Annotated in this window: 18 protein-coding genes; 11 read left to right on the top strand and 7 right to left on the bottom strand. The window is 71.8% G+C overall.

Features of this window, described 5'->3' with window-relative positions; all coding sequences use genetic code 11:
- Positions 1–25 precede the first annotated feature (25 nt).
- Positions 26–1,336: a UDP-N-acetylglucosamine 1-carboxyvinyltransferase gene (gene murA / locus ACIHAD_RS11140; protein WP_397354209.1), complete on the bottom strand. Its 1,311-nt coding sequence runs from the start codon at positions 1,334–1,336 to the stop codon at positions 26–28.
- Positions 1,337–1,507: 171 nt separating this feature from the next.
- Here murA and ACIHAD_RS11135 point away from each other — a divergent pair, with 171 nt between their 5' ends.
- The gene (locus ACIHAD_RS11135) at positions 1,508–1,912 is read left to right on the top strand and encodes a hypothetical protein (protein WP_397354208.1); all 405 of its coding nucleotides are present in this window, start codon (positions 1,508–1,510) and stop codon (positions 1,910–1,912) included.
- 13 nt (positions 1,913–1,925) lie between these two features.
- Here ACIHAD_RS11135 and ACIHAD_RS11130 read toward each other — a convergent pair whose 3' ends face one another.
- Positions 1,926–3,296 (bottom strand): amidase, encoded by a 1,371-nt coding sequence (locus ACIHAD_RS11130; protein ID WP_397354207.1) that lies wholly within the window; start codon positions 3,294–3,296, stop codon positions 1,926–1,928.
- Positions 3,297–3,428: 132 nt separating this feature from the next.
- A complete protein-coding gene (gene dnaE / locus ACIHAD_RS11125) occupies positions 3,429–6,956 on the bottom strand; it encodes a DNA polymerase III subunit alpha (RefSeq protein ID WP_397354206.1) in 3,528 nt (1,175 codons plus the stop codon).
- A 169-nt stretch (positions 6,957–7,125) separates the two neighbouring features.
- Here dnaE and ACIHAD_RS11120 point away from each other — a divergent pair, with 169 nt between their 5' ends.
- Both ACIHAD_RS11120 and ACIHAD_RS11115 read left to right on the top strand, forming a co-directional pair.
- Positions 7,126–8,490: an amino acid permease gene (locus ACIHAD_RS11120; RefSeq protein ID WP_397354205.1), complete on the top strand. Its 1,365-nt coding sequence runs from the start codon at positions 7,126–7,128 to the stop codon at positions 8,488–8,490.
- 144 nt (positions 8,491–8,634) lie between these two features.
- Positions 8,635–9,690 carry an SGNH/GDSL hydrolase family protein gene (locus ACIHAD_RS11115; RefSeq protein WP_397354204.1) on the top strand — a complete coding sequence of 352 codons (1,056 nt, stop codon included), beginning with the start codon at positions 8,635–8,637 and terminating at the stop codon, positions 9,688–9,690.
- A gap of 35 nt (positions 9,691–9,725) precedes the next feature.
- On the opposite strand, the gene ACIHAD_RS11110 is transcribed toward ACIHAD_RS11115, so the two are convergent.
- Positions 9,726–10,619: a chorismate mutase gene (locus ACIHAD_RS11110; RefSeq protein WP_397354203.1), complete on the bottom strand. Its 894-nt coding sequence runs from the start codon at positions 10,617–10,619 to the stop codon at positions 9,726–9,728.
- 286 nt (positions 10,620–10,905) lie between these two features.
- On the opposite strand from ACIHAD_RS11110, the gene ACIHAD_RS11105 reads away from it, so the two are divergent.
- Genes ACIHAD_RS11105 through ACIHAD_RS11080 form a run of 6 tightly spaced genes read left to right on the top strand, consistent with a single transcriptional unit; the run spans position 10,906 to position 17,592 of the window.
- Entirely contained in the window at positions 10,906–12,693 is a 1,788-nt protein-coding gene (locus ACIHAD_RS11105; RefSeq protein WP_397354202.1) for a protein kinase, read from the top strand.
- A 10-nt stretch (positions 12,694–12,703) separates the two neighbouring features.
- The gene (locus ACIHAD_RS11100; RefSeq protein ID WP_397354201.1) at positions 12,704–14,470 is read left to right on the top strand and encodes a protein kinase; all 1,767 of its coding nucleotides are present in this window, start codon (positions 12,704–12,706) and stop codon (positions 14,468–14,470) included.
- The gene (locus ACIHAD_RS11095) at positions 14,467–15,330 is read left to right on the top strand and encodes an AraC family ligand binding domain-containing protein (RefSeq protein WP_397354200.1); all 864 of its coding nucleotides are present in this window, start codon (positions 14,467–14,469) and stop codon (positions 15,328–15,330) included. Before ACIHAD_RS11100 ends, ACIHAD_RS11095 begins: the two co-directional genes overlap by 4 nt.
- Before the next feature lie 10 nt (positions 15,331–15,340).
- Complete coding sequence (locus ACIHAD_RS11090; RefSeq protein ID WP_397354199.1) at positions 15,341–16,003, top strand: AzlC family ABC transporter permease; 663 nt, start codon at positions 15,341–15,343, stop codon at positions 16,001–16,003.
- Entirely contained in the window at positions 16,000–16,311 is a 312-nt protein-coding gene (locus tag ACIHAD_RS11085) for an AzlD domain-containing protein (RefSeq protein WP_397354198.1), read from the top strand. The genes ACIHAD_RS11090 and ACIHAD_RS11085 overlap by 4 nt, the downstream gene beginning before the upstream one ends.
- Positions 16,312–16,320: 9 nt before the next feature.
- Positions 16,321–17,592: a protein kinase gene (locus ACIHAD_RS11080; RefSeq protein ID WP_397354197.1), complete on the top strand. Its 1,272-nt coding sequence runs from the start codon at positions 16,321–16,323 to the stop codon at positions 17,590–17,592.
- 11 nt (positions 17,593–17,603) lie between these two features.
- Here ACIHAD_RS11080 and ACIHAD_RS11075 read toward each other — a convergent pair whose 3' ends face one another.
- Genes ACIHAD_RS11075 through ACIHAD_RS11065 form a run of 3 tightly spaced genes read right to left on the bottom strand, consistent with a single transcriptional unit; the run spans position 17,604 to position 19,481 of the window.
- The gene (locus ACIHAD_RS11075) at positions 17,604–18,533 is read right to left on the bottom strand and encodes an RluA family pseudouridine synthase (RefSeq protein WP_397354196.1); all 930 of its coding nucleotides are present in this window, start codon (positions 18,531–18,533) and stop codon (positions 17,604–17,606) included.
- Positions 18,526–19,128, bottom strand: coding sequence for a signal peptidase II (gene lspA / locus ACIHAD_RS11070; RefSeq protein WP_397354195.1), 603 nt, complete (start codon positions 19,126–19,128; stop codon positions 18,526–18,528). The genes ACIHAD_RS11075 and lspA overlap by 8 nt, the downstream gene beginning before the upstream one ends.
- Positions 19,092–19,481, bottom strand: coding sequence for a TraR/DksA family transcriptional regulator (locus ACIHAD_RS11065; protein ID WP_397354650.1), 390 nt, complete (start codon positions 19,479–19,481; stop codon positions 19,092–19,094). Before ACIHAD_RS11065 ends, lspA begins: the two co-directional genes overlap by 37 nt.
- Positions 19,482–19,920: 439 nt before the next feature.
- On the opposite strand from ACIHAD_RS11065, the gene ileS reads away from it, so the two are divergent.
- Positions 19,921–23,061, top strand: a complete 3,141-nt coding sequence (ileS, locus tag ACIHAD_RS11060) for an isoleucine--tRNA ligase (RefSeq protein ID WP_397354194.1) — start codon at positions 19,921–19,923, stop codon at positions 23,059–23,061.
- Between the two features lie 74 nt (positions 23,062–23,135).
- Complete coding sequence (locus tag ACIHAD_RS11055; protein WP_397354193.1) at positions 23,136–23,750, top strand: nucleotidyltransferase domain-containing protein; 615 nt, start codon at positions 23,136–23,138, stop codon at positions 23,748–23,750.
- The last annotated feature ends 181 nt before the right edge of the window (positions 23,751–23,931 follow it).

The following is a 23,931-nucleotide window of genomic DNA, read 5'->3' as shown; positions in this document are numbered from 1 at the left end:
CGGCAAACGCCGACTTCCTCGGTCTTTACCGTTCTCTTCGGATGTTCAGACCAAGCGAGACGAACTGCTCGTACGGCCGGTGGTACCCCCGCTCGATGTGGTGCACGCCGCGCAACGTGGACGTCCCGTCGGCCACCGCGGCGGCCAGGACGGCCGAGAACCCGGCCCTGATGTCGGGCAGCGTCACGTCGGCGCCCCTGAGCTTGGAGACCCCGCGCACCACGGCCGAGTGCCGGGCGTTGGTGTCGTGGTAGCGGCAGGCCGGCCCGCCCAGGCACTGGTCGAACACCTCGATCTCGCAGCCCATCCGCTGGAGGGCCGGCACGTAGACCAGGCGGTTCTCGAAGACCGTCTCGTGCAGCACCGACATGCCCTGGCTCTGCGTGAACAGCACCATGAGCGGCGTCTGCCAGTCGGTCATGAACCCGGGGTGGGTGTCGGTCTGCACGGCCGCCGAGCGCAGCCCCTCGGGCGGGGCGGTGGCGCACAGGTATTCGTCGTTGATGTCGAACTGGGCGCCCATCCTGGCCAGCGTGGTGATCGCGGTGACCAGGCGGTCCTGGGGGCAGCCGTGCACGCGGACCTCTCCCCCGGTGACCAGCCCGGCCGCCAGGTAGGAGAACGCCTCGATGCGGTCGCCGGTCAGCCAGGTCGAGGCGCCGCGCAGGTGGTCGACGCCCTCGATGACGATCCGGCGGTCGGGCGACAGCTCGATCCGGGCGCCCATGCGCTGCAGGAACAGCGCCAGCTCCACCACCTCGGGCTCCATGGCCGCGTTCTTCAGCACGGTCTTGCCCTCGGCCAGCACCGCGGACATGAGGATCGTCTCCGTCGCCCCCACGCTGGGGTACGGCAGTTCGAGCCGGGCCCCGTTGAGCCGTTTGGCCTTGGCGGAGATGCCGTTGTCCCCCACCTCCACCTCGGCCCCCATCGCGCGCAGCGCCTCCACGTGGAAGTTCACCGGCCGCCGGCCGATCGGGTCGCCGCCGACCAGTGGGACGAACGCCTCCCCCGCCAGGTGCAGCAACGGGCCGAGCATCAGGATGGGGATGCGGTTGAGCCCGGTGAACGCGTCGGGCACCCGCGGCCTGATCTCCGCCCCCCGCTCGATGCGGATCTCGGAGCCGGCGATCTCGACGTGGATGCCGAGCGCCTCCAGCATGTCGGCGGTGATGCCCACCTCGCCGACGTCCGGGGCGTTGTGGATGCTGCTCTCACCGTTGCCGAGCATGGCGGCGACCATGTGCTTGGACACACCGTTCTTGGAGCCCCGTACGACGACGTCCCCGCGGAGGGGGCCGGAGGGCTCGATCAGCCAGACCTCTTCTGCAATCACGAAGCGAGCCTAACCGGGAGATACCATCAAGCTGGTTCGGATGCAGTTGTGAGGGGGAGTGGCGTGACGAGGGAAGTACGCGCTTTTGCGGTAACTGTCCTCATACTCGCCACACTCGGAGTCGCTGCCGGGCTGAGCTGGTCCGCGATCTCGCCGCGGGCTCCGTACCAGGTGACCGATCATGGTCTGGTGCTGGCCGACCTCACCACGCAGGCGCTGATCGCGGCCGACGGCTGGTTCGCGGTGATCACGGGCGCGCTGGGGCTGCTCTGCGGCGGGCTGGCGTGGTTCGCCGGGCGGCGGTGGATGCTGGCGGTGCTGCTCGGGTTGTGCGCGGGCGGGGTGGCGGGCAGCTTCCTCACGTTGTGGGCCGGGTCCACGTTCACGATCGGCGCGGTGGCGGTGGAGGCGGCGGCCGAGCCCGGGGTGCGGATCGTCCCCGGCGCGCTGAAGCTGACCGCCCAGGGGGTGCTGGTGGCCTGGCCGCTGCTCTCGGTCGGCCTGTTCGGGCTGCTCGAAGGCATGCACGGCTACCGCGAGTCGCCGCTGCGGCAGCCGTACGGGATCGAGCCCTAGACCTGCCCTGGACCTACAGCGGCGGGCGGCGCAGGCCGTGGCCGGTGGCCTGCTCGAACGCGCGGGCCACGCGCAGCACCCTGGCGTCGGCGAACGGCCGCCCGACGATCTGCACGCCGACCGGCAGCCCCTCGGGCGTGAACCCGGCCGGCACCGACGCCGCCGGCGCGTGCAGCACGCTGATCCAGTACGCCGAGCGCATCCAGGCCAGGTAGTCGGGCAGCCGTTCGCCGTTGATCTCGGTCACGTGCGGCTGCTCCACCGGGAACGGCGGCACCTGGCTGACCGGCGCGATCAGGACGTCGTAGGTGTCGAAGAAGGCGGCCATGCGCTGGTAGAGGCCGCTGCGCAGCCGTTCGGCGCGGGCCAGGTCGGCGCCGGTGACCTGGCGGCCCTGCTCGACGTTCCAGCCGGTGTTGGGGCCGAGGCCGGTCAGGTCGCCGAAGGACAGGGCGTAGTACCAGGCGCGGTAGATCCGGAAGGCGTCCTCGGCGTCGGACAGGTCGAGCGCGACCTCCTCCACGTGCGCCCCCAGCTCCTCCAACACGGCCGGCGCCGTCGCGGTCACCGCGGCCGTGCGCGGGTCCACCGGCAGCCCGCCCAGGTCGGGGCTCCACGCCACCCGCATCCCGCGTACCCCCTGCTCGGGCTCGGGCGCGAACCTCTCCTTGATCGCGAACGGCGAACGCGCGTCGAACCCGGCCACGGCCCCCAGCATCAGCGTGAGGTCGTCGACCGTGCGCGCCATCGGCCCCGGCACGGCCAGCGTGTACCAGGCGGCCGTGTCGGAGGGGTCGGGGACGCGGCCCGGCGTGGGCCGCAGGCCGACGACGTTGCAGAAGGAGGCCGGGTTGCGCAGCGAGCCGCCCATGTCGGAGCCGTCGGCCAGCGGGACCATGCCGGTGGCCAGGGCCGCCGCGGCCCCTCCGCTGCTGCCGCCGGCGGACCTGCCGAGGTCGTAGGGGTTCCTGGTGGCGCCGAAGACCTCGTTGACCGTGTGCGAGCCGGTGCCGAACTCGGGGGTGTTGGTCTTGCCGACCGTGATCGCCCCGGCCGCGCGCAGGCGGCGCACGATCAGGTCGTCCCGCTCGGGGACGTTCCGCGCGAACAGCGGCGACCCGTACGTGGTGCGGATGCCCGCGGTGTCCACCAGATCCTTGTGCGCGACCGGGACGCCGTGCAGCGGCCCCTCGGGCTCGGCCGCGTCGGCCGCCTCCGCCGCCGCCAGCGCCCGCTCGGCCACCAGCGTCACGATGGCGTTGACCTCGGGGTTGACCTGCTCGATCCGGTCGAGGTGGGCCTGGAGCAGCTCCACGGCGCTCACCTGCCGGGCCCTGATCAGGCGGGCCATCTCGGTCGCGGTCAGGTAGTGCAGTTCGCTCACCCTGCGATCCTGCCCCACCTGCCGGCCGGGACACGACGGCGACCTTTGCCCACCTCCCCCGCCCGCCTTGGCACCCGCCCACAAGGCGGGCTCCCCGGGCCGGCCCGTCTCGGCGCCTGACGCTCCGGAGGGTCAGGCGCCCAGGCAGGCCGGGCCGAGGAGTTGCTTGAGGTCGCCCATCAGCGCCGGCGACGGCGAGACCCGGAGGCGGTCGTCGACCCGCATGACGGTCGTCTTCGGCCCGTTGTGCACCTGGAGATGCACCTCCGACGTGCCCGGATGCGTGGTGAGGATCTCCTTCAGCCGGCCGACCACCGGTGGCGTGCACCGGGTCAGCGGCAGGCTCACCAGCAGCGGCCCGCCCGCCTCCTGCGTCAGGTCGGGCGCGGTCACCTCCATGGCGATGATCTTCGCGACGTCCTCGCGCTTGTCGATGCGCCCCTTGACGAAGACGATCGCGTCCTCGGCCAGGATCGTCGAGCACAGCTGGTACGACGACGGGAAGATCATCACTTCGATCGCGCCTTCGAGGTCCTCAAGCTGGGTGAGCACCCACGTGTCGCCCTTCTTGGTGACCTTGCGCTGCACCCCGCTCAGGATGCCGCCCAGCGTCACGACCTGCCCGTCGGCCCGGCTCTCGTCCTGGACGGCGGCGATCGAGCAGTCGGCCCCCGCGGCCAGGATGTGCTCCACGCCGAACAGCGGGTGGTCGGAGACGTAGAGCCCGAGCATCTCCCGCTCGAACTGCAGCAGCGTGTTCTTGTCCCACTCCCCCACCGGGATCTGCACGTCGAAGGTCTGGTCCTCGCCGCCGTCGATCGCGCCGAACAGGGAGTCCTGGCCGATGGCCTCGTTCTTCTTGATGTCGATGATCGCGTCGACGGCCTGCTCGTGCACCATGACCAGGCCCTTGCGCACGTGGCCCAGCGAGTCGAAGGACCCGGCCTTGATCAGCGACTCGATCACGCGCTTGTTGCACACGATCGCGGGCACCTTGCGCAGGAACTCCTTGAAGTCGGCGAAGCGGCCCTTGGACTTGCGCGCCGAGATGATGCCGTCGACGACGTTGCCGCCGACGTTGCGCACCGCCGACAGGCCGAAGCGGATGTCGGTGCCGCGCGGGGTGAAGTCGAAGTCGGAGTCGTTGACGTCCGGCGGGAACACCTTGATGCCCATGCGGCGGCACTCGTTGAGGTAGAGGGCCGACTTGTCCTTGTCGTCCTTCACGCTCGACAGCAGCGCCGCCATGTACGCGGCCGGGTGGTTGGCCTTGAGGAAGGCCGTCCAGTAGGAGACCAGGCCGTAGGCCGCCGAGTGGGCCTTGTTGAAGGCGTAGTCGGAGAAGGGCAGCAGGATGTCCCAGAGCGTCTTGACGGCGGCGGCCGAGTAGCCGTTGTCCTTCATACCGCTCTCGAAGGACTCGAACTGTTTGTCCAGCTCGGCCTTCTTCTTCTTGCCCATCGCGCGGCGCAGCAGGTCGGCTTTGCCGAGCGAGAACCCGGCGACCTTCTGCGCGATGGCCATGACCTGCTCCTGATAGACGATCAGGCCGTAGGTCGTGTCGAGGATCTCGGCCAGCGACTCCTTGAACTCGGGATGGATCGGGGTGATCTCCTGCTGGCCGTTCTTGCGCAGGGCGTAGTTGGTGTGGGAGTTGGCGCCCATCGGGCCGGGACGGTAGAGGGCGCCGACGGCCGAGATGTCCTCGAAGTTGTCGGGCTTCATCAGCCGCAGCAGCGAGCGCATGCCGCCGCCGTCGAGCTGGAACACGCCCAGTGTGTCGCCCCTGCCCAGCAGCTCGTACGTCTTGCGGTCGTCGAGCGGCAGCTTCAGCAGGTCGATCTGCTCACCGGTGGTGGACTCGATCATCTTCAGGCAGTCGTCGATGATCGTGAGGTTGCGCAGGCCCAGGAAGTCCATCTTCAGCAGGCCGAGCGTCTCGCAGGTCGGGTAGTCGAACTGCGTGATGATCGCGCCGTCGGAGTCGCGGCGCATGATCGGGATGTGGTCGGTGATCACCTCGCGGGACATGATCACGCCGGCGGCGTGCACGCCCGTCTGCCTGATCAGGCCCTCCAGGCCCTTGCCGAGGTCCATCGTCGCCTTGACGTCGACGTCTTCCTCGTAGAGCCTGCGCAGCTCGCCGGCCTCGTTGTAGCGCGGGTGGTCCTTGTCGAAGATGCCCGCCAGCGGGATGTCCTTGCCCATCACGGCCGGCGGGAACGCCTCGGACACCTTGTCGCCCAGCGCGTAGGGGTAGCCCAGGACGCGACCGGCGTCCTTGATGGCGGCCTTCGCCTTGATGGTGCCGAACGTGGCGATCATGGCGACCTTGTCGGCGCCCCACTTCTCGGTCACGTAGCGGATCACGTCGCCGCGCCTGCGCTCGTCGAAGTCGATGTCGACGTCGGGCATGGAGACGCGGTCGGGGTTGAGGAAGCGCTCGAAGATCAGGCCGTGCGGGAGCGGGTCGAGGTCGGTGATGCCCATCGCGTACGCCACCAGCGAGCCGGCCGCCGAGCCACGGCCCGGGCCGACCGGGATGCCGTTCTGCTTGGCCCACATGATGAAGTCGGCGACCACGAGGAAGTAGCTCGGGAAGCCCATCTGCTCGATGATGCCGATCTCGTAATCGGCCTGCCGCTTGTGCTCGGCGTCGTAGCCCTCGGGCCAGCGGCGGTCCATGCCCTCCCAGACGGTCTGGCGGAAGAACTCGCTCTCCGTCAGGCCGTCGGGGATGGGGTAGGTGGGCATGAGGTTCTTGAACTCGAAGAACCCGGCCGGGTCGACCTTCTCGGCCACCAGGAGCGTGTTGCGGCAGCCCTCGGCCCACAGGTCGGAGGAGTCGACCGCGCGCATCTCGTCGGCGGTCTTGATGTAGTAGCCGGAGCCGTCGAAGCGGAAGCGGTCGGGGTCGGACAGCTGCTTGCCGGTCTGGATGCACAGCAGGGCGTCGTGGGAGGCGGCGTCGGACTCGTAGGTGTAGTGGGAGTCGTTGGTGACCAGCGGCGGGATGGCGAGCTCTTTGCTGATGCGGGTCAGGCCGTCGCGGACCCGGCGCTCGATGTCGAGGCCGTGGTCCATGATCTCCAGGAAGAAATTGTCCTTGCCGAAGATTTCCTGATATTTCGCGGCGGCCTTGAGCGCCTCGTCGTACTGGCCCAGCCGCAGCCTCGTCTGCACCTCGCCCGACGGGCAGCCCGTGGTGGCCATCAGGCCGTCGGCGTGCTCGGCCAGGATGTCGGCGTCCATGCGGGCCCACTTGCGCACGAAGCCCTCGGTGTAGGCGCGCGAGCTGAGCTTCATCAGGTTGTGCAGGCCGGTCTTGTTGCGCGCCCAGATCGTCATGTGGGTGTAGTAGCCACCCGCCGAGACGTCGTCCTTCTTCTGGTGCGGCTCGCCCCACAACACGGGCTTCTTGTTGTGCCGCAACTCCGGCGCGACGTAGGCCTCGATGCCGATGACCGGCTTGATGCCGGCGGCGGTGGCCTGCCGGTAGAAGTCGTACGCGCCGTGCATGTTGCCGTGGTCGGTGATCGCGATGGCGGGCATGCCCAGGTCGCCGACCTGTTTGAACATCTGCTTGAGCCGGGCGGCCCCGTCGAGCATGGAGTATTCGGTGTGCACATGCAGATGGACGAACGAGTCGCTGGACGACATGGAGCGGCGCCTCCCCGGGTCTGGATGCGATGGTGCGCTCCGACTCTAGTGGCCCGGACCGACATCCCGGAGCCGCCTCGCGCGCCCCGCGGAACCGGCGCGCCGGAAGCGTCGCGGCCACCGGCCTCGATATCGTCTCCCTCACGCAAAGTAATGAAGGAGACACCGGGTGCGCACGCAGTCCGACGAGGGGTACAGCCACGCGCTGGGCAACCGCCAGATCCAGATGATCGCGATCGGCGGCGCGATCGGGGTCGGCCTCTTCCTCGGCGCGGGCGGCCGCCTGGCCGCCACCGGGCCCGCGCTCGTGCTGTCCTACGCCACCGCCGGGCTGGCCGCCTTCTTCGTCATGCGGGCGCTCGGCGAGCTGGTGCTCTACCGCCCGGCCTCGGGCTCCTTCGTCGAGTACGCGGGCGAGTTCATCGGCCCGTGGGCGGCCTTCGCCAGCGGCTGGATGTACTGGGTCAACTGGGCCTTCACCGGCATCGCCGAGCTGACCGCGATCGCCGCGTACGTCCATTACTGGGCCGGCGGCTTCCCCCAGTGGCTGACGGCGCTGCTCGCGCTGGGGTTCGTGCTGGTGGTCAACCTGCTGTCGGTCCGGCTGTTCGGCGAGCTGGAGTTCTGGTTCGCGATGCTGAAGGTGCTGGCCATCGTGATCTTCCTGGTGGTCGCGCTGGTGCTGGTGGTGTTCGCCGTCGGCGACGCCGGGCCGCGCAACCTGGTCGCGCACGGCGGCTTCTTCCCCACCGGCTTCCCGCTGGTCCTGATGAGCCTGCAGTCGGTGGTGTTCGCCTACGCCTCGATCGAGCTGGTCGGCATCACCGCCGGCGAGACCGCCCGGCCGCACGAGGTCATGCCGCGGGCGATCAACGGCGTGATCTGGCGCATCGCGATCTTCTACGTGGGCTCGGTGCTGCTGCTGGCCATGGTCCTGCCCTGGACGGCCTACCGCGCCAGCACCTCGCCGTTCGTCACGTTCTTCGCCGGGCTGGGGGTGCCGTGGGCGGGCGACGCGATGAACCTCGTGGTGATCACGGCCGCGCTCTCGTCCTGCAACTCCGGCCTGTACGCCACCGGCCGCATCCTGCGCTCGATGGCCGCCAGGCGGGAGGCCCCCGCCTTCGCCGCCCAGCTCAGCTCCCGGCACGTGCCGATCGGCGGGATCGTGTTCACCGCGGCCATGTTCCTCGGCGGCGTGGCGCTCTTCTACTACCTGCCCGAACGCGCCTTCAACATCGCCACGGCGGTCGCCTCCCTGGGCGTGATCAGCACCTGGGGGGTGCTGGTCTACTGCCAGACCCGGCTGCGCGCCACGGGGCACCGGTCGGCGTTCCCGATGCCGGGCTCGCCCTACACCAACTGGCTGACGCTCGGGTTCCTGGCGTTGGTGATCCTGTTGATGCCGTTCGCCGACCGCGATCAGCAGGTGGCCTTCTTCCTGATCCCGGCCCTGGTCGCGGGCATCGCGCTCGGCTGGCTGGCCGTACGCCGCCGCCGGCGGTTGCGGGAGGCCCCGCAGCAGGCGGGTTAGTCTCGTCCGGGCAGGAGTCGCCGCTCGGGGGAGGCCACACTGGACAAGCTGGACGACACACTCGATCCCGCGCTCGACGGGGCGGCGACCGCCGTCCCCGCTCTCCGGCCGCCGGAGCCCGCCGAGGCCGAGCCCGCGGCTTCCGTGGCGCGGGCCCGGCGGCGGTGGCACGTCCGGCGGGTCGCGGCGGCGGCAGCGGCGGTGGGGGCCGCGCTCGCGCTGGCCGGCGTGCCGCTGGGCGTCTACCCGAAGCTCGCCTGCGCGGTGCTCTCCCCCGGTTGCCCGGCGAGCCCGCTCCAGGAGCCGCGCGGCCACCTGCCACGGCTGACCCGGCTGACGCCCGTCCAGGCGGCGCTGAGCGGCACGTACGTCGCGCTCGGCGACTCCTACTCCTCCGGCGAGGGCGTCTACGACCAGGACGCGAGCCCGGTCAACGACGGCGCCGACCGCTGCCACCGCGCCCGGGGCTCCTACGTCCCGCTGGTGGCCGAGACCCATCCCTTCACCGGCGGCAGCGCCTTCTACGCCTGCAGCGGCGCCACCACCCGCCAGCTCCTGTCCGGCCAGTACGGCCAGGCCCCGCAGATCACCCGCGTCGGCCCGTCGGCCAGCCTGGTGACGCTCAGCATCGGCGGCAACGACGCCGGGTTCACCGACGTCCTGACGGACTGCATCGTCAAGCTGCCCTGGTCGTCGGCCTGCGTCGACCAGGACGCCGCGGTCGCCCGGCGCATCGCCGAGCTGCGGCCCAGCCTGTCCAGGGTGCTCGGCGAGCTGCGCGCACGCGCGCCGGGGGCCCGGGTGATCGTCCTCGGCTACCCCAGGCCGTTCCCCGCCTCGCCGGTCCGCACGGTCGACAACCTGAGCGTGACCGACCAGCGGTGGCTCAACACCGTCACGCGCAAGCTCAACGACACCGTGGGCGCCGTCACGGCCGAGTACGACCGGGGCCTGGCCGGCCTCGGCGCCCCCGGCAGCGTCGAGTACGTCGACGCCTACGAGGCGTTCACGGGCCACGAGGCCGGCACGCCGCAGCCGTACCTCAACAGCCTGGCCGTCGACATCGACCCGCTGACCGTCAACGCCCGCAGCTTCCACCCCACCGGCGACGGCTACCGCCGCTTCGCCGAGCTGATCAACCGGCAGATCGCCGCCGGCCCCGGCCGCCCGCTGCACAACTTCCGGCTCACCACCTCCTGAGCCCCGGGCCGGCCGCCCGGGGCTCAGGAGGTGGCTCAGTGGCGGGCGCGCTCCTCGGCCAGGTGGAGACCGGCCTCGATGACGGCGTTCATGACGGCCGCCAGCCGCTCCTCACCCAGCTGGGGCGCCCGCGAGGCCATCCGCGCCACCAGCGCCCGCTCCCGCGCCAGGTCCCGCCCGGCGAACCCGCCGACGGGCTTGAGCCGCTGCACGACGCCCGCCAAGGCGGCCCGGCGCTCCAGGAGGGTGGCCAGCGCCGCGTCGACCCGATCGATCGCCTCCCTGCACTCGGCCAGCGTGGCGGGCGACTCGGGCCGCAGCAGCGCGCCGACCAGCGTCACCGCCTCCTCCGCCGCCCTCACGTCCGCCTCCGCGTTCCCCGGGCCGTCCTCCTGGGCGGACGCGCCGGAACGGCCGGGCCCGGCCACCACGAGCCCGTCGGCGCCCGCCGCCACGGCCGCCGCCGCCAGCCCCGGGTCGCGCGAGACGTCGGCCAGCACCGGACGCCCCGACGCGGCCCGCGCCGCCCGCAGCACCCCGAGGTCCAGCCGGCCACCCTCGCACAGGACCACCTGGTCGTTCCCCTCGGCGGCGCAGTAGCCGGCCAGCCCCACCCACTCCTCCACCGACGCCGAAGGCCGGCGTTCGACCACCACCGGCAGCCCGAGCCCGGCCGCGGCCCGCACCAGCGGGATGTCCCGCGTCCAGGTGCCCCCCACCACCACGGCGTCGGCCAGCGCCGCGATCGCCGGCAGGTCCGCCGCCGAGTACGGCTCCACCAGCGTGGCCCGCTCCCGCAGCGCCTGGCGCGCGTCGAGCCGCCCCCGATGCGGGCGCAGGCTCACCCGCCCGCCGATCACCACGGCCGGGCCGTCACCCACGCGCAGCCCGCCGATCGTCACCATGTGCCGCTCCAAGGTCGATGTCATCTCGACTCCCCACTCGGGCCGGCCCAGCGAAGCCGGCAGGAAAACCAAAAAGGCAGAGACGGGGCGTCTCTGCCTTGTGCCGACTCCAGGTGGTCGCTAGCTGACGACCGGCCCTCCCGGAGCCGGCTCGGTAAAGGTGTAGCGACAAGTCATGTCTGAAACCTTACACCCGCCTCCACCTGCTGGACGTTCCTTCTCATATGCCGGACTGACCTTCCGGCGAGTCGCCGATGATCCCTCGCTATGGGAGTATTTCTTGGCCGAGAGGGAGGGTTTGAGGCCGTTGATGTCGGATCGCAAGCAGGACGGACGCCGCATCGCCGGCCGGTACGAGCTGCTGGAGCCCATCGGCAAGGGCGGCATGGGCATCGTCTGGCGTGCCCACGACGAGCTTCTCGACCGCACTGTCGCGGTCAAGGAGGTCCGGTACGCCGCCGCCCTGGGCGACGAGGTGCAGTTGCTCAACCGGCGCACGATGCGCGAGGCGCGGGCCGCGGCCAGGTTCGAGCACCCCAACGTGATCGTCGTCCACGACGTGATCGAGGAGGACGGCCGGCCCTGGATCGTCATGCAGCTGGTCCAGTCGCGCTCCCTGGGGGCGGTGATCAAGCAGGAGGGGCCGCTGCCGCCCGAGCGGGTGGCCGGGATCGGCATCGCCGTGCTCGACGCGCTGCACCGGGCTCATGAGTCCGGCGTGCTCCACCGCGACGTCAAGCCCGAGAACGTGCTGCTGGCCGACGACGGCAGGGTCGTGCTCACCGACTTCGGCATCGCCACGCTGGAGACCGAGACGCAGCTCACCGTGACGGGCCTGGCGGGCACGCCCGCGTTCATCGCGCCCGAGCGGCTCAAGGGGCTGCCCGCGCGCCGCGAGTCCGACCTGTGGTCGCTGGGCGCGACGCTCTACACGGCCGTGGAGGGCCGCTCGCCGCACGAGCGCGGCATGGCGCTGGCCACGATGCACGCCGTTCTGACCGACGAGCCCGACCCCGCGCAGCACGCGGGGCCGCTGGCCGGGGTGATCAGCGGGCTGCTGGTCAAGGAGCCGGTGCAGCGCCTGTCGTACGAGGAGGCCGCGCGGATGCTGCGCGAGGCCGCCACCGCGTCGAGCGCGCCGGAGACCAGGCGGTTCCCCAGCCGCAAGCTGCACGTCCCCCCGCCCGCCCCCGTCGAGGACGAGGACGACACCCCGACCGACCCCGACCTGCCCACCCCCAGGCCCAACCCCAGGTCCACCCCCCGGACGGCGCCCAGACCCACGCCCAGGACCACCGGCACGCCGCCGCCCGCCGAGACCGGCCGGCGGCCCACGGCCCCGGCCAGGGACGCCGCGCTCACGGGCGAGCCCACGGTGGGCGCCCGCCAGCAGGGGCGCAAGTACGGGCCGATCGCGCTGGCGGCCGGGGCCGTCGTGCTGGTCGCCGGGATCGGCGGCTACCTCGGGCTGAGCTCGGCCCCCGAGGACCAGGCGTCCACGCCGCAGGCCAGGCAGTCCGCCAAGACCCACACCTCACCCTCCGCGCCCGCCTCGGGCACCGAGTCGAAGCCGCCGGCCACGGGCACGCCCACGGCCGCGCCGTCCTCCTCGCCCTCGTCCACTCCGGACAAGACCGAGGAGTCCGACCCGTTGCCCAGCGGCTGGAAGATGTACAAGGACAAGGAGCTCGGCTTCTCCATCGGGCTGCCCAAGGGCTGGGACGTCTGGGACCGCGGCGGCCGGCAGGTCAAGTTCAAGGGCCCCGGCGCGGCCTCGAACGCCTACCTGATGATCGAGGAGGCGGCCAAGCCCGGCAAGGACCCGTACAAGGACTGGAAGAAGCAGGAGCCGTCGCTCAAGCACAACTTCGGCGGCTACAAGAAGCTCGGCATCAAGAAGGTCGACTACATGAAGGCCGCCGCCGACTGGGACTTCACCTGGAACACCAACACGGGCAAGACGCGGGTGCGCGACCGGGGCTTCATCACCGACAACGGGAGGGCGTACGCCATCTACTGGCACACCCTCAACAGCCACTGGAAGAAGGACTACCACTTCTTCGAGGGCTTCAGCGCGACCTTCAAACCCGCCAAGTAGGCTTCCCTGCGTGGAAAGGCAGGTCAGCAACCGGTATCGCCTCATCGAGCCCCTCGGGGAGGGCGGCATGGGGGTGGTCTGGCGTGCCTACGACGAGCTGCTCGACCGTACGGTGGCGATCAAGGAGGTCCGCTACACGGGCGTGGGCGACGCCAAGCGGGCCGACCTCAACCGCCGGACCATCAGGGAGGCCAGGGCGGCCGGCCGCCTCGACCACCCGTCGGTGATCGTCATCCACGACGTCGTCGAGGAGGACGGCCGGCCGTGGATCGTCATGCAGCTCGTACGGTCCCGCTCCCTGGCCGAGGTGATCGGCGAGCGCGGGCCGCTGCCGGCGGCGCTGGTGGCGATGGTCGGCGGCCGGGTGCTCGACGCGCTGCGGGCCGCCCACGCCACCGGGGTGCTCCATCGTGACGTGAAGCCCGAGAACGTGCTGCTGGCCGACGACGGCAGGGTCGTGCTGACCGACTTCGGCATCGCCGCCCTGGAGGCCGAGTCGGGACTGACGGCGACCGGCGGGCTGGTGGGCACCCCGGCGTACATGCCGCCCGAGCGGCTCAACGGCGAGCCCGCCCGTCCGGAGTCCGACCTGTGGTCGCTGGGCGCCACCCTCTACGCGGCGGTGGAGGGGCGGCCGCCGTTCAAGCGCGACTCGTGGGCGGCCACCGTGGCGGCGGTGCTGCGCGACGAGCCCGAGCCGCCCGTGCGGGCGGGGGCGTTGCGGCCGGTCATCATGGGGTTGCTGCGGCGGGACCCGGCGGCCCGGATGCCGGCCGGAGAGGCCGCGCGCCTGCTCCACCAGGTGGCGACCGGGCAGCCGCTGGTGGCCGACCAGACCCCCATGTGGTCGGCCCACTTCACGCCCCCGGTGCCCGCCCCCTACCCCCAAGGCCCCGCCCCGAACAGCCAGTACCCGAACCCGAACACCCCGCACGCCACTCCGAGCGGCCCCCAGCCCATGCAGGGCGGCCCCTACACCGCGCCGCCCGACCCGCCGCCCGTCACCGGTGGCGGGCGGTCGCCGCACCGGACGGTCCCCGGCGCCCCGCGGCGGCGCGGCAGGACGGCGTGGGTCGCGGTGCCCGCCGCGGTGGCCGTCCTGGCGCTCCTGGGCGGGGGCGGCGCGCTGCTCTACGAGCAGTTGTCGGGCCCTGCCACGCCCACCCCGACGACCGGCGCCCAGCCGCCCGCCACCGGCCCCGACCCCTCGACGCCGCCGTCGAAGGAACCGACTGGCGACCCGACCGGGGAGCCCACGCCGAAGCCCACCGGAGACCCGACCGGGGACCCGACGGACGAGCCGACCCCCACGGCCCCGCCGGTGCCCGCCGGCTGGCGCCCCCTCACCAGCACCACCGGCCACTTCTCCATGGCCATCCCGAAGACCTGGAAGGCCGCCAAGAACCTGACCAGGGACAGCATCCGCATCTCCGGCCCCGGCACCCCCGGCGTGATGATCGTCGAGTGGACCGTCCCCGACATCCCCTGGAAGGACCCGGAGCAGCACTGGATCGGCCTGGAGAAGGAGATCGAGGCCAAGGGCGAGTTCGACCGCTACACCCGCATCGGCATCACCCCCACCGACTACCTCGGCCTGCGCGCCGCCGACTGGGAGTTCACCCGGATGCGCGAGGGCGAGCTCATCCACGTGATCAACCGCGGCTTCCACACCGCGGGCGGCCGCCCGTACGCCCTGTACTGGGAGACCCTCGACTCCCGCTGGAACACCGACCGGCGCTGGTTCGACACCTTCGCCAAGACCTTCCGCCCGGAATGACGCCGGAGCACGACGGCGCGCGCGAACGGGCCCGGTTCTGGCGGCATCCGGCGGTCCCCGGGACCGATCTGCTCAAGGCCCGCTACGTCACCCACCGCTTCTCCCGGCACGTCCACGACGGGTACGCCATCGGGCTGATCGTGGCGGGCGTGGAGGAGTTCGACTACCGCGGCACCCTGCACCGGGCGGGCGCGGGCGAGCTGGTGCTGGTCAACCCGGACTCGGTGCACACCGGCCAGGCGGGCACGCCGGGCGGGTGGGCGTACCGGATGCTCTATCCGTCGGTCGAGGCGCTGGCCGGGATCGCGGCTGAGCTCGACGCGCCGCCGGCCACCCCGTACTTCCCCGAACAGGTGGTGCGCGACCCGGAGGTGGCGGTGCTGCTCGGGCGGGCGCACGAGGCGGCCGAGCGCGGCGACGCGCTGGCCGCCTCCACGCTGTCGCGCACGCTGTTCGCCCGGCTGCTGACCAGGCACGCCGCCCCCAGACCGGACGCGGGGCCGCCGGGCGCGGGCCGGCAGGCGGTGCGCGAGGCCATGGCGCTGCTGCACGAGAGCCTGCTCGACCCGCCGACGCTGGAGGCGCTGGCCGAGGCGGTGGGGGTGCGGCCGTTCCCGCTGCTGCGCGCGTTCAAGGCGGCGACGGGCCTGCCGCCGCACGCCTACCTCACCTCGCTGCGCGTCCGGCAGGCCCGCCGGCTGCTCCTGGCGGGGGTACGCCCGGCACAGGTGGCCGCGGACGTGGGCTTCACCGACCAGGCCCACCTGAACCGGCACTTCAAACGCGTCGTGGGCGTGCCGCCCGCCGCCTACCAGCGGGCCGCAGGAACGTACAAGACCGGACATTTGCCCACTTCATAGGCTTCTGTCCATGGAACAGACAACTCGCCGGTCCACCGCGGTGCGGGACGGCCTGGGTGTGGGGCTGGCCGTGGGGCTGTCCGGCCTCGCGTTCGGCGCGGCGGCGGTCACCGCCGGGCTCAGCGTGGCCCAGGCGTGCGTGCTGAGCCTGCTGGCCTTCACCGGCGCCTCGCAGTTCGCGCTGGCCGGGGCGATCGGCGCGGGCGGCGACCTGACGGCCGCGGCCGCGGGCGCGCTGCTGCTCGGCGGCCGCAACACCCTTTACGGCCTGCGCCTGGCCGACCTGCTGAACGTCCGCGGCCCGCGCCGGCTGCTGGCCGCCCACGGCGTGATCGACGAGACCACCGCCGTCACGCTGGCCCAGCCGGACGAGCCGTCGGCACGCACCGGCTTCCTCACCACCTTCGCCAGCCTGTACGTCGCCTGGAACCTCACCACCCTCGCCGGCGCGGTCGGCACGTCCTTCCTGGGCGACCCGCGCGTGCTCGGGCTCGACGCCGTGGGCCCGGCCACGTTCCTGGCCATCCTGTGGCCGCGGCTGGCCGCGAGCGGGCGGCTGCGGGTGCTGGCCCTGGCCGGGGCGGCGGTCGCGCTGGCGGCCACGCCGTTCTTCCCGCCGGGCGTGCCGGTGCTGCTGTCGGCGGTGGCGGTGCTGGTGGTGATGGTGCGATGACGGTGTGGTGGGCGATCGTCGCGGTCTGCCTCGGCTGCTACGCCCTCAAGCTGGCCGGGCTGGCCGCGCCGCGCCGGGTGCTGGACCATCCGGCGGTGCGCAGGTTCGCCGAACTGGTGCCGGTGGCGCTGCTCGCGGCCCTGATCGCGGTGCAGATGTTCACCGAGGACGGCAGGCCCGCCTTCGACCCGGCGCGGACGGCCGGCCTGGCCGCGGCGGTGGTCGCCCTGGTGTTGCGGGCGCCGTTCCTCGTCATCCTGGCGGCGGCGGCCGTCGTCACCGCGCTTGCCCGGATGTTTCTTGGGTAGTCGCCGTGCATGTCCGATTCTGCGGGGATGGTCGGTGGCCGCTACCGGCTGCTCAGGACGATCGGCCAGGGCGGTATGGGAACCGTGTGGCAGGCGCACGACGAGGTGCTCGGCCGTGACGTGGCCGTCAAGGAGGTGCTCCCGCCTCCCGACCTGAGCGGCCCTGAACGCGAGGTGTTCGCCGTACGCACCTTCCGCGAGGCGCGGGCGGCCGGCCGGGTGGCGCACCCGGGGGTGGCGGCCGTCTACGACGTGCTGGAGGAGGGCGGGCATCCGTGGATCGTCATGCAGCTCGTGCACTCCCGTACCCTGGGCGAGATCGTCCGCACCGACGGCCCGCTGCCGCCCTCGAAGGTCGCCGCCATCGGGCTGCAACTGCTGGAGGCGCTGCGCGCCGCGCACGCGGCGGGCGTGCTCCACCGTGACGTCAAGCCCGACAACGTGCTGCTGACCGAGGACGGACGGGCGGTGCTCACCGACTTCGGCATCGCCACCACCGAGGACGAGGCCCCCGTCACCAGGACCGGCATCCTCATCGGCACCCCCGCCTTCATGGCCCCCGAACGGGCGGCCGGCGGCCAGGCCAGGCCCGCCTCCGACCTGTGGTCGCTGGGCGTGACGCTGTACATGGCGGTCGAGGGCCACTCCCCCTTCCACCGGGAGCACGCGCTGGCCACGCTCGGCGCGGTCATGCACTCCGAACCCGAACCGCTGGCCAGGGCGGGCGTGCTGGCCCCCGTGCTGCTCGGGCTGCTGCGCAAGAACCCCTCGCAACGCATGTCGCTGGAGGAGGCCGAGCAACGGCTGAGCCTGGTCCTGACCGGCGGTCCGATGGAGCAGACCGGCCCGGTCCCGGTGCCCCCGATGGCCGTGCGCCGCCCCCGCGGGATGCCGATCCTGGCCATCACGGCGGGCGCGCTGCTCGTGGGCCTGGTCACCGGCGGCGCGGCCTGGTGGACCAAGCAGTCGGACCAACCGGTGCAGGGCCGCGCCCCGACGATCCCGGCGGTCGTGACCCCGCCCGGCAGCGACGCCCCGAAGGACCGGCCGAAGACCAGGGTCACCGACTCCCAGCCACCCCCCGCCACCTCGCATCCTCCGCGATCCAGCGCCCCCTCGCCCACCAGCGGCGAACGGACCGGCACCCCCGCCCGATCCCCCGAGAAGAAGCCGACGCCCACCCGGTCCGCGCCCCAGAGGGACGAGCAGCAGAACAACAAGGACGACGCCCCCTCAAGGACCCCGGGCCAGATCGACCCCTCCCAGGACGGCCAGGAGTAGCGCGGGACCGCTCAGGAGTCGGCGGCGACGGCGTCGAGCGCCTTCCGCAGGTCCTCGGGGTAGTCGGTGCTGAAGGACATCCACTCGCCGGTGGCCGGGTGCTCGAAGCCGAGCGAGACCGCGTGCAGCCACTGCCGGGTGACGCCCAGCCGGGCCGCGAGCGTGGGGTCGGCGCCGTAGAGCATGTCGCCGACGCAGGGGTGGCGCAGGGCCGACATGTGCACGCGGATCTGGTGCGTACGGCCGGTCTCCAGCTTGATGTCGAGCAGCGAGGCCGCCCGGAACGCCTCGATCGTGTCGTAGTGGGTGACCGACGGCTTGCCGCCCGCGACGACGGCGAACTTGCCCTCGCCCGAGGGGTGGCGGTCGATGGGCGCGTCGACGGTGCCCCTGAACGGGTCGGGGTGGCCCTGGACCAGCGCGTGGTAGCGCTTGTCGACCGTACGCTCCTTGAAGGCGCGCTTGAGCACCGAGTACGCGTGCTCGCTCTTGGCCACGACCATCGCGCCCGTGGTGTTGGCGTCGAGCCGGTGGACGATGCCCTGCCGCTCGGCCGCGCCGCTGGTGGCGATCGTGTGCCCGGCGCCGAGCAGGCCGCCGATCACGGTCGGGCCGGTCCAGCCGACGGTCGGGTGGGCGGCCACCCCGATCGGCTTGTTGACCACGATGATGTCGTCGTCCTCGTAGACGATCGTCATGCCCGGCACCGGCTCGGCCACCGGCATCGGCGTGGTGACCGGCGGCGGCAGCGTCACCTCCAGCCAGGCGCCGGCGTGCACGCGGTCGGACTTGGCCGGCTGCCCGCCGTCGAGCTGCACCTCGCCGGCGGCGATCAGCTCGGCCGCGCGGGTGCGGGAGAAGCCGAACAACCGCGAGATCGCCGCGTCGACCCGCTCGCCCTCCAGCCCGTCGGGTACGGGGAGGCTTCGCCGCTCAGCCATCCTGGGGCTCCTTCCCGGTGTCCGCCGTGATCTCCCTGGTGCCGTCGATCTGCACGTTGCGCCAGGCCAGCAGCACCGCCAGGATGCCGCCGCAGACGATCGCCGAGTCGGCGACGTTGAACACCGGGAAGTAGTCGATCACCGGGAAATGACCGGGCAGCACCTCGATGAAGTCGACGACGTGCCCCTGGAACTGCGTGGAGCGGCCGAACCCCGACGGGTAGCGCAGCAGCCTGTCGGTCAGGTTGCCGAGCGCCCCGCCGAGGAGCAGCCCGAGGGTGATCGCCCACGGCAGGCTGCGGAGCTTGCGCGCGGTGCGCACGATCGCCACCACCACGCCCGCCGCGATGAACGTGAACACGAACGTCATCCCCGTGCCGATGCTGAACGCGGCCCCCGAGTTGAAGATCACCCGGAACTGCAGGACGTCCTGGAGGACGACGAGCGGTGCCTTGCCTTCGAGCGTGCGCAGCACGATCGTCTTGCTGATCAGGTCAGCCGCATAGACGACGACCGCCAGCGCGGTGAGGATCGCGAGGAGATGTCCGCGTGCTCTGCCTACCGGCGTTCCTCCTTCTGCTTGCAGGCCACGCACAGCGTCGCCCTCGGGAACGCCTGAAGACGTTCCTTGCCGATCGGCTTGTGGCACGATTCGCACACTCCATAGGTCCCTGCGTCGATCCTGGCGATCGCACGTTCGTTCTGCGCGACCAGGTCGCGCGCATTCAGGGTAAGGGCGATCTCGCGTTCGCGCTCGTACGTCTTGGCGCCGGCGTCCGCCTGGTCGTCGCCCGCGCCCTGGGTGACGTCACCCGAGGCTATCTCCGTCTCGTGGCGGAGGATGTCGGCCTCCAGCTCGTCGATCTCGGTCCGCAGCCTGCCGCGTACCTCGGCCAGCTCCTCTTCCGACCACATCGACGGTGTAGCGGTCTGCGTGACTGCCGCCATGGCTGCCTCCATGCTGATCAAGGCCGTGAATGGTGCGGGCAGCTTAGGATCCTCATAACGGAACGGCAAACGACCCGCCGGTTGGTTTACCTCACCCGTACTATCCCGCCTCGCCCGTTCAACTCCTCCGCAGGGAGGTCCATTCCCACAAATTTCCTCCCCGCGTACCAACGCGGCGGGCGCCCATCGGAAACCTGGAAGCCTTCGGCTCCACTCTGCGTTATGGTTTGAGACTGCAAGGCGTTGATGGGGCCCCACTGTGAGGGATATCACCCCGGAGCCGCCGGAAGAACGGCTCGGCTGAGCTCACTAGACCCGGCAGCAAGCGAATGAAGAGGGCCTCCCCGGAGGCCAAGAAGGGTGGTACCGCGGAGCCGCGAGGCTTCGTCCCTTCGCGCAAGCCACAACCGGCCGCTGACGCGTGGAGGTCCCGCCCGACATGTCTTCCCCATCTTTCCGCTCTCTTCCCGCGCAGGTCGACCTGCCCGCGCTCGAGCGCGAGGTCCTCGACCGCTGGCGGGACGGGAAGATCTTCGAGCGGTCCGTCGAGCAGAACGCCGGCAACCCCGCCTGGGTCTTCTACGAGGGCCCGCCCACCGCCAACGGCCTGCCCGGCGTGCACCACGTCGAGGCCAGGGTGTTCAAGGACCTGTTCCCGCGCTACAAGTCGATGCGCGGCTTCAGCGTCCCGCGCAAGGCCGGCTGGGACTGCCACGGCCTGCCCGTCGAGGTCGGCATCGAGCGTGAGCTGGGCCTGACCGGCAAGAAGGACATCGAGGAATACGGCATCGCCGAGTTCAACGCCAAGTGCCGCGAGTCGGTGCTGCGGCACGTGGACGCGTTCGAGCAGATGACCGAGCGCATGGGCTACTGGATCGACCTGTCCCAGGCGTACCGGACGATGGACCCGTCCTACATCGAGTCGGTCTGGTGGTCGCTGAAGGTCGTCTTCGACAAGGGGCTGCTGTTCCGCGACTTCCGCATCACGCCGTACTGCCCGCGCTGCGGCACCGGCCTGTCCGACCACGAGCTGGGCCAGCCCGGCGGCTACGAGAACGTCTCCAGCCCGTCGGTCTACGTGCGCATGCCCGTGACGTCCGGGCCGCTGGCCGAGCTGGGCGCCGCGCTGCTCATCTGGACGACCACGCCCTGGACGCTGGTGTCCAACACGGCCGTCGCCGTCCACCCCGACGTCACCTACGTCGCCGCCAGAACCGCCGACGGCGAGGTGCTGGTGGTGGCCGAGCCGCTGCTGTCCGTCCTCGGCGAGGACGTGACCGAGGTGGCCCGCTACACCGGCCGCGAGCTGGAGCGCACCCGCTACAGCCGCCCCTTCGACCTGGTCGACATCCCCGGCGCCCACTACGTCGTGCTCGGCGACTACGTCACCGTCGAGGACGGCACCGGCCTGGTCCACCAGGCCCCCGCCTTCGGCGCCGACGACATGGCCGTCATCAAGCGGTACGACATGCCGATCGTCAACCCGATCGGCCCCGACGGCCGCTTCCTCGACGACGTGGCCATGGTCGGCGGCCGCTTCTTCAAGGACGCCGACGAGGAGCTCACCGAGGACCTGCGCCGGCGCGGCCTGCTGTACCGGGGCACCCACTTCGAGCACGCCTACCCCCACTGCTGGCGCTGCCACACCGCGCTGCTGTACTACGCGCTCCCGTCCTGGTACATCCGCACCACCGCGGTCAAGGACCAGATGTTGTCGGAGAACGCCAACACCAACTGGTACCCCGAGACCATCAAGTGGGGCCGGTTCGGCGAGTGGCTGCGCAACAACGTCGACTGGTCGCTGTCGCGCTCGCGCTACTGGGGCACGCCGCTGCCGCTGTGGGTGTGCTCGGCGGACGAGAGCCACGTCACCTGCGTCGGCTCGCTGGAGGAACTGGGCACGCTGGCCGGCCAGGACGTCTCCGCGCTCGACCCCCACCGTCCGTACGTCGACGACGTGACCTTCGACTGCCTCTCCTGCGGCGCGCTCGCCACCCGCGTGCCCGACGTCATCGACGCCTGGTACGACTCGGGCTCGATGCCGTTCGCGCAGTGGGGCGAGCACGGCAAGCCCGAGGGCGTCTACCCCGCGCAGTTCATCTGCGAGGCCACCGACCAGACCCGCGGCTGGTTCTACTCGCTGATGGCGGTCGGCACGCTGGTCTTCGGCCAGTCCTCCTACGAGAACGTGCTCTGCCTCGGCCTCATCCTGGCCGAGGACGGCCGCAAGATGAGCAAGCACCTGGGCAACATCCTGGAGCCGATCCCGCTGATGGACCAGCACGGCGCCGACGCGCTGCGCTGGTTCATGGCCTGCTCCGGATCGCCCTGGTCGGCCCGCCGGGTGGGGCACAACGGCCTGGAGGAGATCGTCCGCAAGGTCCTGCTGACCCTGTGGAACACCTCCTCCTTCTTCACCCTGTACGCCAACGCCGAGTCCTGGACCCCGTCCGAGCCGGCTCCGCCGGCCGCCGAGCGCCCGCTGCTGGACCGCTGGGTGCTGGCCGAGCTGCACCGGACGGTCGCCGAGGTCACCGCGTCCCTGGACGAGTACGACACCCAGCGCGCCGGCCGCCGCCTGGCCGACTTCCTCGACGACCTGTCCAACTGGTACGTCCGCCGCTCCCGCCGCCGCTTCTGGCAGGGCTCGCGCGACGCGTTCGCCACCCTGTACGAGTGCCTGGAGACGGTCACCCGGCTGATGGCGCCGATCACGCCGTTCGTCACCGACTACCTCTGGGACGTGCTGCGCGCGCCCGGCGCGCCCTCCTCCGTCCACCTGACCTCCTGGCCGCAGGTGCGCGAGGACCTGCTCAACCCGGCGCTGTCGGACCAGATGGCCCTGGTCCGCCGCCTGGTCGAGCTGGGCCGCTCGGCCCGTGCCTCCTCCGGCGTGAAGACGCGGCAGCCGCTGCGCCGGGCGCTGGTGGGCGCGCACGGGTGGCCGTCGCTGCCCGCCGAGCTGCGGGGGCTGGTGGCGGACGAGCTCAACGTCCAGGCTCTTGAGGACATGTCCGGATTCGACGCTGATCTCGTGTCGTACACGGTGAAGCCGAACTTCCGGGCGCTCGGGAAGCGGTTCGGGGCGCGTACCAAGCTGGTGGCCGCCGCGGTGACCGCCGCCGACGCCACCCGCGTGGCCCGTACGCTGCGTGGCGGCACCCCCGTCATGATCGAGGCGGACGAGCTCGGCGAGATCATGCTCGGCCCCGACGAGGTGATCGTCACCGAGCAGCCGCGCGCGGGCTGGGCCGTGGAGACCGGCGCCATCGGCACCGGCACCGGCGAGACCGTCGCGCTCGACCTGGAGCTGTCCGACGAGCTGCGCCGCGCGGGCCTGCTGCGCGAGGTGATCCGCCTGGTCCAGGAGGCCCGCAAGTCCTCCGGCCTGTCGATCACCGACCGCATCGACCTGTGGTGGACGGCCTCCTCCCCCGACCTGGCCGCCGCCCTGCGCTCCGACGGCGGGACGGTCGCCGACGAGGTGCTGGCCACGTCCCTCACCGAGGGCCCCCGGGAGGACCTCCCGGCCCATCAGGACGAGGACCTGGGCCTGACCTTCCACCTCCGCCGCGCCTGACACCGCGCTCTCCGGGGCCCCCGCACCGACGCGGGGGCCCTTCGGGCTTCCCCGGAACGGCGGACAATGGCCGCATGACGAGGATCGACACGCCGTGGGGCCCCTGGGAGGCCGCGCCCCTGGAGGAGGTCGTCGCGCTGATGCGCGGACTGGCCGCGCCCTGGTGGGTGGCGGGCGGCCACGCGCTGGAGCTGACCGCCGGACGCGCGTACCGCGAGCACGCCGACGTCGACATCGCGCTCCTGCGCCGCGACCACCTGGCCGCCCGACGCCTCCTGACCGGCTGGGACGTCCACGCCGCGATCGTCCCCGGCACCCTCCGCCCCTGGCCCGTGGACGAAGTGCTCCCCGGCTCCGCCCACGACATCTGGGTACGCGAACACCCCGACGGCCCCTGGCGCTTCCAGCTCATGCTCGACGAGTCCGCGGAAGAGGAGTGGATCTACCGCCGCGACCCGCGCGTCCGCCGTCCCCTGACAGACCTGACAATCAAGCGGAACGGTTTCCGGCACGTCGTTCCGGAAGTTCAGCTCCTCTACAAATCCAAGATTCGCCGTCCGAAAGACGAGATCGACTTCGAAACCGTCCTGCCCCTGCTGGACGACGGCCAACGCCACTGGCTGGCGGCGTCCCTGCGAACCGAGCACACCACCCACCCCTGGCTCGCCCACCTGCCCCACACGCCTTGACCTCTGGGACCGTCCGGCCTCGGCCTCGCGGACGAGCCTTTCAGCGAAGCTCCCGCCACGCTGCCGCCCAACCGGAAGGTCGCCTCACAGAGCCGACCTTCCGGACCTTCACGAAGGCGCGGATTCAGGGGCCCTGCCATGGCGGCGCAGCTCTACCCGGGCGTACTCAGGCGTCTCTACC

This window comes from Nonomuraea sp. NPDC052265 (assembly GCF_044547985.1).
Classification (GTDB): Bacteria; Actinomycetota; Actinomycetes; order Streptosporangiales; family Streptosporangiaceae; genus Nonomuraea.
This window is presented reverse-complemented; position numbering and strand designations above follow the sequence as displayed.